We start from the raw sequence: 14,680 nt of genomic DNA, 5'->3' as shown, positions 1-14,680 counted from the left end.
CGACGTGGCTGCGGCGGTGGTGCCGGCACTGCCCTTCTCCCCCTCACATCGTCACCGGGCGCGCGGACGCGGTCCGCCCGGTCGCTCACAGAGCGCGGAGCCCGACGAGTATCGACTCGAGCAGCTCCGCGGACGGCAGCTCCGACAGCGTCGGCGGCTCGTGCGTCTCGATCAGGCCCGCCGCGAGCAGGTCACCGAGGAGCACCCGGACGGTCCCCAACGGCAGGTCCAGTTCGGCGGCGACCTCGGCCACCGACACTGGATGGTGGCACAACCCGACGATCCTCGCCTGTTCGGGGAAGAGGGGTGTCCGCCCGGTGGCCGCCCGCCGGGCGACGACAAGCGAGATGAGGTCGAACTGGCCGCGATCGGGCGCCGTACGCCCGCCGGTCATCGTGTACGGCCGCGCCACCGGCCCGGCGTCGTCGTCGTACCACGCCTCGTCAGCGGAGCCGTTGGTGGACACCAGCGTCCCCGCTCCGCACCGAGGAGGCCGGTTCCAGGCTGATCGGCAGGTGCCGTTCGGCCTGCCCGACGAAGAGCGCCACCTCGTACGCCATGTCGCCGACCTCGGCGTCGTCCCCGGCGATCCGCACGGTGAGGATGGTCCCGTTGCGGATGGTGGCGACGAACAGGAACGCCCGCGACATCTGCACCACGATCTGACGCAGCTGGCCCGCGTCGCAGGTGCGGGTGGCGGCCAGCCCCAACGCCAGCAGACCGGCGACGACACCGGAGATCTGCTCGGCCAGCTTCGCGCCGACGTGGCGGGAACCGCCCAGGGGCAGGCCGTCGGCGGTGTCCGCCTGCGACAGCGCCACCTCCAGGGCGAGCAGGTCCGTGAAGGCGGGGCCGGCCGCCAGCCGCTGCTGCCCGACCGGCAGGGCCGCGACCGCCTCGCCGAGCGCGTACCGCCGGTTGATCACCAGCGCGAGCAGTCGACGCCGCTCGTCGCGGTCGAACCGCGCGCCGGCGAGCGCCGCGCTGACCAGCGTGTCCTCCCTGGCGAGCAGTTCGCGGGCGCGGGCCAGCGCGATCACCGTACGGGTGTCGGCGGCCAGGTCGCTCTCGTACGCGCCCCACTCGGGGCCGTACACCGCGAAGGCGGCGTCGACGAGCTGGTCGTACCCGTCGACGACTCCGGCACGGTCGAGCCGCCCGGCGTCCACCTGGGAACGGACGGTGCCCAGGCCGTTCAGCCGCCGGACCAGCTCGTCGGCCCGGTCCCGGACGGCGCCTGCGGTGAGCAGTCGGAGGTCGTGGCCCACGGTGAAGGCGCGGACCTCGGCCGCCGCCCGGTCGGTCCCCCCGCGTGCCGCCGTCAGCGCGGGATCCGCCGACCCGGGCCGGGCGATCGTCTCGACGGTCAACCGGCGTTCGGTCTGCACACTCAGGACCAGCCGGTCGATGGGCTGGCCGAGCGTTTCGGCCAGGGCCCGCACCCGCAGCAGGTCGGCCGCGTCCTGACCGGTCAGGTAGGCCGCGTACGACCAGAGCGTGAGCAGCACGGCGGCCAACGCGACGAGTCTGGCCCGGATCCCTGGTCGGGTCATCGGGTCGACCGGCGTGGCCACGGCTGCCCGGCCGTGTGGCTGGCCCGGTCGGCGACGACGGTCCGCAGCAGCGCGAGCAGTTCCGCGCGGTTGGCGCAGTTGAGCCGGCTGCGCATCCGGGCCACGTGGTGCTCGACCGTCTTGGCCGAGATGAAGAGCCGGTCGCCGATCTCCCGGTAGGTCAGGCCGGCCAGGACCAGTTCGGCGACCTCGTACTCGCGGTCGCTGAGTCCCGGTCGGGTCGGCCCGGCGATGGCGTCGGCGACGTGCGCGGCGCCCTCGCCGGCTGCCGGCCGCTGCCCGGCGTCGACGCCGGCCGGGCGGCCCTGCAACGCCCGCGCGCATTCCAGCAGCGTGGTCATGGCCCTGCGGTCGGCGGTACGGATCGCGGCCTGCCCGGCGAGTCGGGCGCCGTCCCACCACAGGCCGGTGTCGTGCAGCCCGCGGGCGGCGGCCTCCACCCGCACCGGGTCGACCGCGCCGCGCAGCACGTCGACCCAGCTCTCGGCCGCCGCCGCGACGACGGCGGCGTACCGGCTGTGGCCGGCGGCGGCGAGCAGCGCGGCGACCCGGTCGTCGGCGACGGCCGGCTCGTCGGCCAGGATCGCCGCGTGCAGGTCGCTCCAGTGCAGCGGCACACTCCACAGTGGCGGGTCGCCCAGCCGGTCGAGCAGGGAGCGGCCCTCGCGCAGGTACGGCTCCAGGCGGGCCAGGTCACCGAGCCGCGCACCGGCGATGGCGAGTTCACCAAGTGGCAGCAGCGTGAACAGGTCCACCGGGTGCCGCACCACCGCCTCCAGGGCCTGCCCCCAGCCGCTCTTGAGCGCGCCGAGGTCGCTGTTGCGCCGGGCGATGCCCATCCGCAGCGCGGCGGCGAAGAGCAGATCGCGGGACTCCAGCGCCCGCCCGTCGGCCGTGGTGGCGGCGAGACGGTCCGCGGCGGCGGCCGTCTGACCTCGGACCATCAGGATCCACGCCTGCAACAGGCGGTGCCGGCGGGTCATCAACGGGCCGCCGACACCGGCCGCCAGCGCCCGGTGCAGGACCCGTTCGGCGATCTCCAACTCACCGCAGTGCACCGCGGTCAGGGCAGCCAGCGCCGCCGGGCTGTCCGGCAGGAGCGCCGCCCGGCCGTCCGGCTCCAGCAGGGCGGCGGCCTGCACGAGCGCGGAGAGCGCGGCGGTCGGGGGGCCGGTGACGCTCTCGCGTACCCCGTCGGCCATCAGCCGGGCCGCGCTGGCCCGCAGGGTGGGGGGTTCGCCGGCCGGGTCGTCGGCCGGCGCCTCGCCGGCGGCGGCCAGGTCACCACCGGCCAGCCCGCCGACGGTGGCGAACGCGACCGACGAGGCGTCGCCCGACCACCGGTACAGCTCCACGCTGCGACCGACGTGCCCCCGGTGCGCCAGCGCCGTCGCGGCCACCACGGCCGCCTCGGCGCGTTCGGCCGGCGGGGCGGTGGCCAGCAGCCGGTCGGCCAGGCGCAGCGCGTCGTCGAGGTTCCCGGCGAGGGCCGTGGCGAGCGCCTGCCGGGCGCTCGCCGGCGCGCCGGCCGCCGTGGCCGCCGCGAACAGCTCGGCGGCGAACGCCGGCTCGTCGGCCAGCGCCTCCGTGGCGGCGGCCGTCAGGGTCGTGGCCGGACAGTCGGCGAGCGCGCCGACCGCCCGCAGGGAACGGACCAGCGGCAGGACGGCGCCGCCGCGGGCGAGTTGCAACTCGGTGAGCCGGCGCCACACGGCGGCGCGGTCGGTGGCCGGGCTGAGCGCCGTGACGACCCGCCGGACGAGCGGCGCGAGTCGGCCGTCGGCACCGATCAGCCCCGCCGCGCGGGTGGCGGCGATCAGCTCGTCCACGGCCTCCGGTTCCTGGTCGAGCAGGGGGCCGAGCATGCTCACCGGCAGGGGGACGCCCGCCGCGACCGCGAGCAGCAGGCGCCGCACGGCGGTGGGCTGGGCGTCCAGGTCCGGACCGAACTCCAGCAGGACCGGCCGGGGTGGCTCCACCGGAGTGCTGGTCGGGGCGTCCCCGCCGGCCAGCCCACGGGCCAGCCGCTCCACGTCCCGGGGCACCCCGGCGGTCTGCGTGTGCACGAAGTCCACCAGGTCGCCGCGGCCACCCAGCTCCGGCACCGTGGCGAGGTAGGCCGCGGTCAGCTCCCGGGTGAACGGGCCGAGCAGCACCGCCTGCCCGTCCCGACGCAGGACGTCGGCCAGGTCGGTGAGCGCCGCCGAGCGGGGCCACGGACGGTACGCCACCACGAGCCGGTGCCGGCGGCCGGTCACCAGGCGCAGCAGCGCGTCCAGGCGTGCGTCGTCGAGCAGGTGCGCGTCGTCGATGAGCAGCAGCGCGTCCGGATCGACGGTCTCACCCGGCGCGGGGGCGCTGGTGCGGACGGTCACCCCGGCCCGCTGGTGCGCGCGGGCCACCTCGGCCAGCAGCGCGGTCTTGCCGTGCCCGCCCGGCCCGGTCACCCCGACGGCGAGCGGACCCCGGGGGTCCCGCCCGACGAGGTCCAGGAGGGAGCCGGCGCCCCCGCCGAGCAGTCGGGACTCGGCGACGTCGTTCATGATCATTGCGGTCATCCTTCGCGTCCCCGGCTGAGGCTCAACGCCAGACGAGACGCCTTCGGCAGGTCCAGTGGGAGGATCCGGACCGGCGGACGGGGAGGCGGGTCGGCCGGGACCGGGGTGTCGTGGTGCGCGCGGCGTGGCACCGGGAGGGTGGCCCGCGCGGAAGCCGCCTGCCCGCGTACCGGAGCCGGGCCGCCCACCGGAGCGGGCCGGCGCGGCGACACCACCTGGCAGGCGGCCATCGCCGCCCCGGTCGCGGCGGTCACCTGCGAATCCGGCTGCACCTCCACGGGCACCGACAGGGCCGCCCCGATCAGCTCCGCGACGAGCGGGATACGGGCGGAGCCGCCGGCCAGCAGGACGGCGTCGAGCTGCGCCGGCCGCCGGTCGGCGCCGTGCACCGTCCGGAGCAGGAGGTCGACGGTGGCCTGCACGGTCGGTCGGATCATCTCCTCGAACTGTGCCCGGGTCACCGGAATCCGCGCGGGGCCGCCCGGCAGGCTCACCACCACGTCCGCCGACAGGTCGACGGTCAGCTCGCGCTTGACCCTGGCGCACTCCGTCCGCAGGGCGCGCAGGGCGGCCTGGGTGCCCCGGCGCGCGCCGGCCGCCAACTCCCGGGCCAGCACGGTACGCACGTGCGTGGCCAGCGCCTCGTCGAAGTCCGCGCCGCCGATCGGGTCGAGACCCTGCGGGGTGCCGAAGCCCTCGTACGTGCCGCGCGAGGTCCGGCGCACCAGCGCCGCCTCGAAGCTGTTGCCGCCCAGGGCGTAGACCGCCGCCGTCGTACCGGCGAACCCACGGGCCGCGTGGCTCTCGGCGACCGTCACCGTGCGGGGCAGGAGCGTCACGTGCCGCAGGCCGAGGTCGGACAACGCCCGGTGCAGCAGATCCCGCCGGTACGGGCGCCAGGCGGCCGGGTGACTGAGAACGATCGCCTCGGCCGGCGCCCCCTCCAGGGCGTGGACCCGGTCCACCACCCACCCCGCCAGCTCGGCGGTGAGTGTCTGCGGCGCACACGCCTCACCGCCGAGCAGCAGGGGCACGTCGTCGCCGACCCGCCGGACGAAGTCCCGGGTGGTGCGGCTGCCGTCGTCGGTCGGCGGCTCCCCGACCCGCAGCGAGCCGTCCTCCGACAGGTACAGCACCGACGGTACGAGGTGCGAGTCGGCGCCCAGCCCGACGGGCTCCGGACGCGTCCAGGTCGTGCCGTTACGCCGTGCGACGGCGGCAGCCGTGTTGGTGCTTCCGATGTCGATCCCCAGGACGTACCGCATCCGTCTCTTCTCTCCCCGTGAGGTGGCCGGTCGGTGGGCGCTGGCGCCGACGACCACCCCCGGCGAACCCCCGTGGGCTCCTACGTTCGTACCAGAGATCGCGCCCTGGTCGGGACCCTAATCTGGCCGGGACGGCTTCCCCCTGTCCCCCTAACGTACGAAGCGGTGAAGCCCCTAGTTCAGCCCGACCGGATGCGGGCCGAGCCCCGATGTCCGGGGATGCCCCCGGCCGTAGCGTTCCTGTCGACGCAAGACGGACGCCGACGCCACATCCGAGGAGAACCGCCACAATGGACTCGCAACAGACCCTCCACGACTTCGTGCTCGACCTGCTGACCAACCCCGACGCGCGGTCGGCGTTCGACCTCGATCCGGAGGGTGCGTTGCACTCCGCGGGGCTCACCGACATCACCGCCGCCGACGTGCAGGACGTCGTCCCGCTGGTGGTCGACTACGCGCCGGGGCAGGGTCTCGCGCCGCTCGCCCCGGTCGTCGGTCAGCTGGGCCTGGACCCGCTGGTGACCGACACCACCGACGTCGTCGGTCAGTTGCAGAGCGTGGCCCAGCAGATCAGCGTCACCAGCTCGCCCAGCGGCCTGGACGTCAAGGCGGGCGTGCTGGGCGCCATCGCGGTCGACCCGAGCGCCGTCGCGGCCGGCGTCACCGTCCTGCCGGGGATCGGCCTGGGCGTCGGCCCGAGCGGCCTGGACACCGACCTGACCGGCGTGAACGACGTGGCGCACACCCTCGACGCCGACGTGGTGCAGCCGGTGGACGGCATCGCCGACCCGGTGCTCGGCGACGTCACCGGCACCGTCGGCGACACGGGTGGTCTGCTGGACACCAGCGATCACGGCCTGCTCGGCGGCGACCTGGCCGGTACGCAGGGTCACCTCGGCGGTGTCGTCGGCTCGCTCGGCGTCGGCGACACGCTCGGCGGGTTGGGCCTGACCGACGGTGGCGGCGTCGGCGGCGTCCTCCCGCCGCTCGACGTACCGTCCACTGTGGGCGGTGTGACGCACCAGGTGGAGGGTCTCCTGCCCGGGGTCACCGGCACGGTCGGTGACGTGACCGGCGGGGTGACCCACGGTGTGCTCGGCGACACGCACGACGAGGGGCCCGCCTCGTCGGATCACGGTCTGCTGGGCATCACCGGGGGCCTGCTCTGACGGGGTCTCCCACCTGGAGCGGGAGGCCGGACCGTCTCGGGCGGTCCGGCCTTCTCCGGTTCCCCAACCGGTCCCTCTTGATAATTGAGCCGAAATCCGCACACTTGGTGCGGTGATGGCGGGGATCTGGTTGGACGTTCTGGACGAGATCGCCCGTACGTGCAGCGCGCACGGGCGAGACGACCTGCTCCAGACGGTGCGGCAGAAGCGTGCACAACTGCTCGACCCGAAGCTGCGCGTCCTGGTCATCGGCGAGCCCAACCAGGGCAAGAGCCAGCTGATCAACGCGATCATCAACGCGCCCGCCTGCCCGGTCGGCGACGGACGCACCACGGTCCTACCGACCGTGGTGCAGCACGCCGACGCCGCGTACGCCGCGGTGGCCCAGACGCCGGCGCCGGGTCGAGGCGGCGGCACGGCCGTGGCCGCCGTCGAGCGGACCCCGGTGGCGCTCGACCAGGTGGCGGCGGGCGTCGCGGGCACCGTCGGGCGGCGGTCCGGCGGCGGTCCGGCGTACGTCGAGATCGGGGTGCCCCGCGCGCTGCTCGGCGCGGGGATGGTGCTGGTGGACACTCCCGGCACCGACGAGGTCGCCGCCGTCGGCGGCGCGGGTCCGGTGGCCTCGCCCGGTCGCGCGGACACGGTGCTGCTGGTCTCCGACTCCACCCGGGAGCTGTCGGTCACCGAACTGGACATGCTGCTGCACGTCATGCGCTCGCACCCGAACGTGGTGGTGGTGCAGAGCAAGACCGATCTCGTGGCGGACTGGCGCGCGGTGGCCGAACGCAACAGGCAGCACCTGGCCGACGCCGGCATCCCCGCGCCGGTGATCCCGGTCTCGGCGACGCTGCGGCTGCGCGCGGCCACCGCCGACGACCGGGACCTCAACGCCGAGTCCGGCTTCCCCCCGCTGATCGCCCGGCTGCGGCGGGACATGTCCGGCAAGGCCGACAAGCTGGCCCGGGGCGCGGTGCAGGCGGTGGCCCGGACGGTGGTGGAGCAGTTGGCGGCGCCGCTGCGGGCCGAGCTGGCGACGCGGGAGGCCGAGGAGCAGTCCGGGCCGATCTCCCGTCTGCACGCGGCGCAGCGCGAGGTCGACGAGTTGCGCCGCTGCTCCACCCGGTGGCAGAACGCGCTGAACGACGAGGTGGCGGACCTGCTCTCCGACATCGAGTACGACCTGCGGGACCGGACCCGGCAGATCCTTCGCGCGGTGGACGACGCGTTTGACACGGCCGACCCGTTGGTCGCCTGGGACACCTTCCAGGAATGGCTGGAGCGCAGCCTGGTGGAGGCGGCGGAGGCGAACCGCGAGTGGTTGATCCAGCGCTGCGACTGGATCGCCCGTCGGGTGGCCGCCAACTTCGCCAGGTACGGCTACGACGTGCTGCCCCCGTGGTCGATGACGATGCCCGACGACATCGGCGAGCGGTTGCCGGAGATGGAGCGGCCCAGGATCGACCGGTTCACCACCGGGCAGAAGCTCTTCACCGGCATGAAGGGGTCGTACGGCGGGATGCTGATGTTCGGTCTGGCGACGACGCTCGCCGGCATGCCGATGATCAACCCGGTCTCGGTCGGCATCGGTGCGCTCTTCGGCGGCAAGAGCATCCGCGACGAGAGCAGGCAGCTGCTGCGTCGTCGCCAGGCGACCGTGAAGGCGGCCATCCAGCGGCACGTGGACGACTTCTTCGTCCGGGTCGTCAGGGACTGCCGCGATGCCGCCCGGCAGGTGCAGCGGATGCTGCGGGATCACTTCACGGGGCTCACCGAGGAGCTTCAGGAGGCCATCGTGCAGTCGTTCCGTAGCGCGAAGCAGGAGGCCGACACCGATGCGGCCCAGCGTGAGCAGCGCCAACGTGAGATCCGGTTGAAGATGACCCGGCTGGCCGCCGTCTACGAGCAGGCCCAGCAGCTCAGCGGCACCAGTGCCACCCCGGGCCTGTTGGAGCACCGGGCGTGACCGTCGGCGTGCGTCTGGACGAGGCGGCGTGGGGGTTGCTGCACCAGGCGCTCGACCTCTACCGGGCCAATTCGCGGGCCGTCGGGCAGTTGCGGCACCAGGTGGCCCGGCTGGAGGAGCCGCTGCGGATCGCGGTCGCCGGTCCCTGGCGCTCGGGCAAGTCGACGGTGCTGAACGCGCTGATGGGTGAGGAGGTCGCGCCGGTGCAGGGGGCCGACGGCGCCTTCACCTGGTACGAGGACGGCGCCGCGCCGGGCGCCACCGCCTACCCGGCCGGCCAGCCGGCGCAGGAGTTGACGGTGGTCAAGTCGGCGACCGGGATGCGTGTGGATCTGGGCTGGGGCGCGGGGGAGGTGCGTGACGTCGTGGTGCGGTGGCCGACGCGGGCACTGCGACAGGTCACGTTGATCGACACCCCGGCGGTGAGCGGCGCCGGTGAGCGGGGTCGTGTGTCCGTCATGGATCGGGTGCTGCGCGACGCGGACGCGGTGCTGTTCCTGACCCGCGACGGACGCGACAGTGATCTGCGGGTGCTGGAGTCCGGCCGGGAGAGTGCCGTCGGTCAGGCCGCCCCGGTGAACGTGATCATGGTGTTGTCCCGCGCGGACGAGACCGGCGGGGGCCGGATCGACGGGTTGCTCACCGCCCGCCAGCTGGCCCGACGGCACTACCGCGATCCCCGGGTCGGCGCGCTGGCCGTGAACGTGGTGGCGTGCAGTGGGTCGATCGGACTGGCCGGTCGGATGCTCGGCGAGTCGGACTTCGCGGCGCTCGCCAAGCTGGCCGGGGTCGCCCGGGTGGAGTTGGAGCCCCACCTGCTCTCCGCCGACCGGTTCCGCCGTGGTGACCTGCCGGTACCGATGGACCCGGAGTCGCGCGCCGCCCTGCTGGACCGGTTCGGTCTCTTCGGGATCCGCTTGGCGACCACGCTGGTCCGTTCCGGCTTCGACAACCGGGTGAAGCTGTCCGCCGAACTCATCCGCCGTAGCGGCCTCACCGAGCTGCGCGAGGCGGTGACGCGCTGCTTCATCGACCGCCGCGACGCGCTCAAGGCGCGGTCGGCGCTGGCCGCCGTGGAGGCTCTGCTGCGGGCCGAACCCGTCCGGGGGTCCGCCGAGCTGGTCGCCACGATCGAGCAGATCCTCGCCGGCGCCCACGAGTTCCGGGAGCTGCGCCTGCTGGTGGCGCTGCGCCACGCCCGGCCCGGGTTCGACGCCGAGCTGGCCGCCGAGGCGCAGCGGTTGATCGGCGGCGACGGGGTGGGGCTCGCCGCCCGGCTCGGTGTGGAGCACGGGGCGACCGTGCAGCGGCTCTGGGAGGTCGCCGCCGACGCGCAGTGGCGGTGGCGGGACCGGGCGGAGGATCCGGCGCTGCCGCTGGCCCAGCGCCGCGGCGCTGAGGTGGTCGTGCGCAGCTGCGAGGGGATGCTCGCGGAGCTGGCCGCGGGTGGGCGCTGAGGTGCGCCGACGGGTGGAATCCGTCACTGTGGGTGGCCGCGCTTATACCCCCGGGGGTATCGTTCGATGCAGGAGGTGGCGAGCATGAAGCTTCGACCCGAGATGACCGGCGAGGCGCTGACCCGGCTCAAGCGGGCCCGTGGGCAGCTGAACGCGGTGATCGAGATGATGGAGGAGGGTCAGGACTGCCGGGAGGCGCTGACCCAGCTCGCCGCCGTGTCGAAGGCCATCGACCGGGCCGGCTACAAGATCATCGCTTCGGGGATGCGGCACTGCGCCAACGCGCGCGATCGGGGCGATCAGCCCGAGATGACCGAAGAGGAGTTGGAGAAGCTGTTCCTCGCCCTGGCCTGAGAGGTCGGGCCTGAGGAGCCTTCTGGCGGGTGACCGCCTGCCCGCGTCGCGTGATCCCGGTGTGGGCGGGTAGGCGTCGTGCACTCGCGGACGTCTGCCTTCCCTATACCCCCGGGGGTATTCGAGCCTGAAGAAGGAGTACACACATGACAGTCCAGGTGTCAGTCATCGCGACCTCGTCACTGGGCGACCGCAGCTACCTGGCCACCGACGGCCAGCGGGCCGTGGTCGTCGACCCGCAGCGCGACGTCGACCGGGTGCTGGCGCTGGCCGGCAAGCTCGGGGTACGCGTCACGCACGTGCTCGAGACGCACCTGCACAACGACTACGTCTCCGGCGGGCTGGACCTCGCCCGGCTCACCGGCGCCGAGTACCTGGTGTGCGCCGACGACGAGCTGGCCTTCGACCGTCGACCGGTGGCCGACGGGGACGTCGTCACCGTGTCCGAGACACTGCGGATCCGCGTCGCCGCCACACCCGGACACACCTTCCACCACCTGTCGTACGTCCTCGACGACGCCACCGACGGCGATTGGGCACCGGTCGGCGTGTTCACCGGCGGGTCGCTGCTGTTCGGCACCACCGGCCGCACCGACCTGCTCGGCCAGCAGCACGCCCACACCCTCGCCCACCAGCAGTACGCCTCCGCCCGGCGGCTCGCCGACCTGCTGCCCGACGGCGCGCAGGTCTGGCCCACCCACGGCTTCGGCAGCTTCTGCTCCGCCAGCCAGGCCGATGCCCCCGAGTCGACCATCGGTCGGGAGAAGCAGGCCAACCCGGTCCTGCGGCTGGCCGCCGACGAATTCGTCACCGACACCCTCGCCGGACTCGACGCCTACCCCGCCTACTACGCCCACATGGGTGTCGCCAACGCGGCCGGCCCGGCGCCTGTCGACCTCAACCCCGTGGCGCGGGCCGACGCCGCCGAACTGCGGCACCGGATGGACGCGGGGGAGTGGGTGGTCGACCTGCGGCACCGCAGGGCGTACGCCGCCTCGCACCTCGCCGGGACGGTCAGCCTGGGCCTCGACGGACCGATGTCGACCTGGCTGGGCTGGCTGATCGACTGGGGCGTCCCGGTCACCCTCCTCGCCGAGACACCCGAGCAGGTGGCCGACGCCCAACGCGAGCTCGTCCGGATCGGCATCGACCGGCCCGCCGCGCGCGCCACAGGCGCACCGCAGGAGTGGGCCACCAGCCGGGACGACCTGCGCGAGCTGACAGTCGCCGACTTCGACGCGCTGGCCGCCGCGCAGGTCGGGAACACCCCGGCCGGGCTGCCCGACCCGCAGGTCGTCCTCGACGTGCGGATGACCAACGAGTGGCGGGCCGGGCATGTGGCCCACGCCGTCCACGTCCCGCTGCCCGACCTGCCCGGACGCCTGGCGGAGGTGCCCGCCGGAACGGTCTGGGTGCACTGCGGCTCCGGATACCGGGCAGCGGCCGCCGCGTCCCTGCTGGCCAACGCCGGACGCGACGTCGTCCTGATCGACGACATGTTCGGCCGGGCCGAAGAGGCCGGCGTCGAGATGACCACGAATTCCTGAACCGAACGAGGAGACATGAACCCTTCCCACCCGAACAGCCTGGACGCGACCACCCTGCGCGACCTTCTCGACTCGGGCGATGCGCCCCGGGTGCTGGACGTGCGTACGCCTGCCGAGTTCGAGTCCGCGCACATCCCCGGCTCCTACAACGTCCCCCTCGACCTGCTCCGGGAGCACCGTGACGAGCTGCGCCGGCACCTCGACGAGGACGTGGTGCTGGTGTGCCGCTCCGGGGCCCGGGCCGCGCAGGCCGGACAGGCCCTCGCCAGGGCCGGCCTGCCGAACCTGAAGGTCCTCACCGGCGGCATCCTGGCCTGGCAGGCCACGAACGCGCCGGTCAACCAGGGCCGGGCCCGCTGGGACCTGGAACGTCAGGTACGCCTCGTCGCCGGCTCCATCGTGCTGCTCAGCGTCCTCGCGTCGGTGGTGCTGCCGGGTGCCAAGTGGGTCGCCGCGTTCATCGGCGCCGGCCTGACCTTCGCCGCGATCAGTAACACCTGCGCGATGGGCATGCTGCTGAGCAAGCTCCCCTACAACCGGGGTGCGCGCTGCGACCTGGACACCGTTGTCGATCACCTGCGCGACCGGAGCCCGGCCGCGAGCAGGTCGTGACCTCTCTGGTCCTGACCCTCGCGCTCGCCGTGGTCATCGGCGTCAGCCTCGGCCTGCTCGGCGGCGGCGGATCCATCCTCGCCGTGCCGCTGCTGATCTACGTCACCGGCCTGCCGGTCGACGAGGCCATCGCCACCTCGCTGTTCGTCGTCGGCGTCACCAGCGCGGTGGTCCTCGTGCCGTACGCGTGGGCCCGCCGGGTCCGTTGGCGTACCGGCCTGCTCCTCGGCCTGGCGGGGATGGCCGGCGCGTACGGGGGCGGGCGCCTCGCGGCTGTCGTTCCGGGCACGGTGCTGGTGATCATGTTCGCGCTGATGATGCTCGCCACCGCCGTCGGCATGATCCGTGGTCGCCGCGCCGGTGCCGCCGAACCCGGCGATGCCGGACGGGGGCTGGCGCCGGCGCGGGCCGTCGCCGTCGGCGCGATGGTCGGCGTCGTCGCCGGTCTCGTCGGCGCCGGCGGCGGGTTCCTCGTCGTGCCCGCGCTGACTCTGCTCGGCGGTCTGCCGATGGCCGTGGCCGTCGGCACCTCCCTGGCGGTCATCGCGATGCAGAGCCTCGCCGGGTTCGCCGGTCACCTCGCCGCCGTCGCGGTCGACTGGACGCTCACCGCCGCGCTCACCGGCGCCGCGGTCGCCGGCAGCCTCGTGGGGAGCCGGCTCTCCCGCCGCGTTCCGGAGCGTCGCCTGCGTCCGGCGTTCGGCTGGTTCGTCCTGGCGGTGGGCACTCTCGTCCTGGGCCAGCAGGTGACGGCCCTGGCGGCGTAGGACGCTCAGGATCGCGCGAGCGTTCTGCTCTCCCGGTGGGTCACGTGGGCGACGGCGTCGTCGCGGCTGTCGAAGACCGGAAAGAGGCCGTCCAGGCGCATGGTGTGCAGGACGGTCCGGATGAACCGCGACGGCGCGGCGAGGCAGAGCGTGGCTCCACGGTCGCGGGCGTCGCGGTGGGCGCGGACGAGCAGACCGAGACCTGTCGAGTCGATGACGTGGACCTGACTCAGGTCGACGACCACGTGCCCGCCCATCTCCGCCGCGTGCCGGAGCGCGGCACGGAGGGTGTCACCGGTGTCGAGGTCCAGGTCGCCGGCGGCGGCGACGACCGTCACGTCGTCGAGGTGGTCGATGCCGAGGATGCCGCCGGGACCGTGCTCGTCGCAGGGCGCGTGCCCGCCACCGACCGGCGGAAGCAGGCTGCAGTGGGGGCACCGGTGCGGTCCGGTGGCGAACGCCGAGCCGCTCCAGCCCTGCTCCGACACGAGCGTCCAGACGACCTCGGCGTCGGGCAGCACACACGCGGTGGCCGTGACGCTGTCGCCGCAGCTGTCGCAGATCAGTGTCATCAGGTGGTCGTCCGGGACGACGGTCATCCTGCTGGTCCTTCCTACCTTCGGGTCCGGGCGGGCGGTGTGACGGATCGGTGCCGGCCCGACGTCACCACGACGAGCACCACGGCGACGCCGGACGCGCAGACCTGGACGAGCGTCTCGCGGAAGTCCAGAGGGCCGGCGTCACCCGCGAGCCGGACGGTGAGGCTGCCGAGCAGCGCGGCCACGACGCCGACGGCAGCGGTGACCCAGCGCGGGACGGTCTGCCGGCCCGGAACCACCAGCCGGCCGAGCGCACCCACGGCGAGACCGACGGCCAGCGCGCTGAGCAGAGCGCCGACGGTCACGGCTCGTCCCGGTCGACGGTGTCCGCCGTACGCCGCGGGCCGACGGTCACTGACGCCCGGCCGTACGCGCCTCCCGGCCGGGTCGGGACCGGCGCTGGTCCGGGCGTGCCCACCGCCGGTCGGGGCGGCGGTCGGTCCGTGACGATCGACAGCACCCGGTCCAGGTGGGTGATCTTCAGGATGCGCCGGATGCGGGGATTCGGGTTGGCGAGGGTGAGGACGGCGTCGGCACGGCTCAACCGCCGGTGCAGGTCGAGGAGCAGCCCGACGGCGGCGGCGTCGATGTGCCGGCACGCGGACAGGTCGAGCACGACCTGCCGGGGTTGCAGGGCCAGCAGTCGGTCGAAGACCGTACCGGCCTCCGGGAGGCAGGCCAGGTCGAGCTCGCTGACGGAGACCTTGACCAGCGGCAGGGTGCACCGCACGGGTGTCAGTGGCCCGGTCATCTGTCGTACCCCCTGCCTCGCGCACGTCGGGTGAGCCACCACCGTGCCGCGCGGGCTTGGCGGT

The 14,680-nt window shown here is 74.1% G+C and carries 14 protein-coding genes; 7 read left to right on the top strand and 7 right to left on the bottom strand.

The annotated features are described in order from the left end of the window. Window positions 1-85 precede the first annotated feature (85 nt). From ABZS77_RS08220 to ABZS77_RS08205, 4 genes are read right to left on the bottom strand one after another with little or no spacing between them, the layout of a single operon-like run. Window positions 86-466, bottom strand: a complete 381-nt coding sequence (locus tag ABZS77_RS08220; protein ID WP_354819109.1) for a DUF742 domain-containing protein — start codon at window positions 464-466, stop codon at window positions 86-88. Further along, a complete protein-coding gene (locus tag ABZS77_RS08215) occupies window positions 444-1,553 on the bottom strand; it encodes a nitrate- and nitrite sensing domain-containing protein (protein WP_354819107.1) in 1,110 nt (369 codons plus the stop codon). The genes ABZS77_RS08220 and ABZS77_RS08215 overlap by 23 nt, the downstream gene beginning before the upstream one ends. Then, window positions 1,550-4,123 carry a LuxR C-terminal-related transcriptional regulator gene (locus tag ABZS77_RS08210; protein WP_354819104.1) on the bottom strand — a complete coding sequence of 858 codons (2,574 nt, stop codon included), beginning with the start codon at window positions 4,121-4,123 and terminating at the stop codon, window positions 1,550-1,552. The genes ABZS77_RS08215 and ABZS77_RS08210 overlap by 4 nt, the downstream gene beginning before the upstream one ends. Before the next feature lie 5 nt (window positions 4,124-4,128). Then, window positions 4,129-5,397, bottom strand: a complete 1,269-nt coding sequence (locus ABZS77_RS08205) for an Hsp70 family protein (protein WP_354819101.1) — start codon at window positions 5,395-5,397, stop codon at window positions 4,129-4,131. Between the two features lie 290 nt (window positions 5,398-5,687). Here ABZS77_RS08205 and ABZS77_RS08200 point away from each other — a divergent pair, with 290 nt between their 5' ends. The 7 genes from ABZS77_RS08200 to ABZS77_RS08170 all read left to right on the top strand — a co-directional run bounded on the left by ABZS77_RS08200 (window position 5,688) and on the right by ABZS77_RS08170 (window position 13,266). Next, window positions 5,688-6,566, top strand: a complete 879-nt coding sequence (locus ABZS77_RS08200) for an IniB N-terminal domain-containing protein (protein WP_354819098.1) — start codon at window positions 5,688-5,690, stop codon at window positions 6,564-6,566. 115 nt (window positions 6,567-6,681) lie between these two features. Then, window positions 6,682-8,529: a dynamin family protein gene (locus ABZS77_RS08195; RefSeq protein WP_354819578.1), complete on the top strand. Its 1,848-nt coding sequence runs from the start codon at window positions 6,682-6,684 to the stop codon at window positions 8,527-8,529. Next, complete coding sequence (locus ABZS77_RS08190; RefSeq protein WP_354819095.1) at window positions 8,526-9,986, top strand: hypothetical protein; 1,461 nt, start codon at window positions 8,526-8,528, stop codon at window positions 9,984-9,986. Before ABZS77_RS08195 ends, ABZS77_RS08190 begins: the two co-directional genes overlap by 4 nt. A gap of 84 nt (window positions 9,987-10,070) precedes the next feature. Further along, a complete protein-coding gene (locus tag ABZS77_RS08185; protein ID WP_354819092.1) occupies window positions 10,071-10,340 on the top strand; it encodes a metal-sensitive transcriptional regulator in 270 nt (89 codons plus the stop codon). Between the two features lie 146 nt (window positions 10,341-10,486). Beyond that, entirely contained in the window at window positions 10,487-11,887 is a 1,401-nt protein-coding gene (locus ABZS77_RS08180; RefSeq protein ID WP_354819089.1) for an MBL fold metallo-hydrolase, read from the top strand. Between the two features lie 15 nt (window positions 11,888-11,902). Continuing rightward, window positions 11,903-12,499 carry a rhodanese-like domain-containing protein gene (locus ABZS77_RS08175; protein WP_354819086.1) on the top strand — a complete coding sequence of 199 codons (597 nt, stop codon included), beginning with the start codon at window positions 11,903-11,905 and terminating at the stop codon, window positions 12,497-12,499. After that, window positions 12,496-13,266, top strand: a complete 771-nt coding sequence (locus tag ABZS77_RS08170; RefSeq protein ID WP_354819083.1) for a sulfite exporter TauE/SafE family protein — start codon at window positions 12,496-12,498, stop codon at window positions 13,264-13,266. The genes ABZS77_RS08175 and ABZS77_RS08170 overlap by 4 nt, the downstream gene beginning before the upstream one ends. A gap of 5 nt (window positions 13,267-13,271) precedes the next feature. Here ABZS77_RS08170 and ABZS77_RS08165 read toward each other — a convergent pair whose 3' ends face one another. Genes ABZS77_RS08165 through ABZS77_RS08155 form a run of 3 tightly spaced genes read right to left on the bottom strand, consistent with a single transcriptional unit; the run spans window position 13,272 to window position 14,616 of the window. Continuing rightward, window positions 13,272-13,865: an STAS domain-containing protein gene (locus ABZS77_RS08165; protein ID WP_354819080.1), complete on the bottom strand. Its 594-nt coding sequence runs from the start codon at window positions 13,863-13,865 to the stop codon at window positions 13,272-13,274. A 14-nt stretch (window positions 13,866-13,879) separates the two neighbouring features. Beyond that, window positions 13,880-14,170, bottom strand: coding sequence for a GlsB/YeaQ/YmgE family stress response membrane protein (locus ABZS77_RS08160; RefSeq protein WP_354819077.1), 291 nt, complete (start codon window positions 14,168-14,170; stop codon window positions 13,880-13,882). Continuing rightward, window positions 14,167-14,616 (bottom strand): STAS domain-containing protein, encoded by a 450-nt coding sequence (locus ABZS77_RS08155; RefSeq protein WP_354819074.1) that lies wholly within the window; start codon window positions 14,614-14,616, stop codon window positions 14,167-14,169. Before ABZS77_RS08155 ends, ABZS77_RS08160 begins: the two co-directional genes overlap by 4 nt. Window positions 14,617-14,680 lie beyond the last annotated feature (64 nt).

It is taken from the genome of Micromonospora sp. NPDC005298 (genome assembly GCF_040607375.1).
Taxonomy (GTDB): Bacteria; Actinomycetota; Actinomycetes; order Mycobacteriales; family Micromonosporaceae; genus Micromonospora.
Note: the sequence above shows the minus strand (reverse complement) of the source record. Positions and strands in the feature narration are given on the sequence as shown.

Coding starts and splice junctions, on each gene's coding strand:
- ABZS77_RS08215 (WP_354819107.1), bottom strand. CDS start 1,553: ATGACCCGACCAGGGATCCGGGCCAGACTCGTCGCGTTGGCCGCCGTG.
- ABZS77_RS08210 (WP_354819104.1), bottom strand. CDS start 4,123: ATGATCATGAACGACGTCGCCGAGTCCCGACTGCTCGGCGGGGGCGCC.
- ABZS77_RS08205 (WP_354819101.1), bottom strand. CDS start 5,397: ATGCGGTACGTCCTGGGGATCGACATCGGAAGCACCAACACGGCTGCC.
- ABZS77_RS08200 (WP_354819098.1), top strand. CDS start 5,688: ATGGACTCGCAACAGACCCTCCACGACTTCGTGCTCGACCTGCTGACC.
- ABZS77_RS08195 (WP_354819578.1), top strand. CDS start 6,682: ATGGCGGGGATCTGGTTGGACGTTCTGGACGAGATCGCCCGTACGTGC.
- ABZS77_RS08185 (WP_354819092.1), top strand. CDS start 10,071: ATGAAGCTTCGACCCGAGATGACCGGCGAGGCGCTGACCCGGCTCAAG.
- ABZS77_RS08180 (WP_354819089.1), top strand. CDS start 10,487: ATGACAGTCCAGGTGTCAGTCATCGCGACCTCGTCACTGGGCGACCGC.
- ABZS77_RS08175 (WP_354819086.1), top strand. CDS start 11,903: ATGAACCCTTCCCACCCGAACAGCCTGGACGCGACCACCCTGCGCGAC.
- ABZS77_RS08165 (WP_354819080.1), bottom strand. CDS start 13,865: ATGACCGTCGTCCCGGACGACCACCTGATGACACTGATCTGCGACAGC.
- ABZS77_RS08155 (WP_354819074.1), bottom strand. CDS start 14,616: ATGACCGGGCCACTGACACCCGTGCGGTGCACCCTGCCGCTGGTCAAG.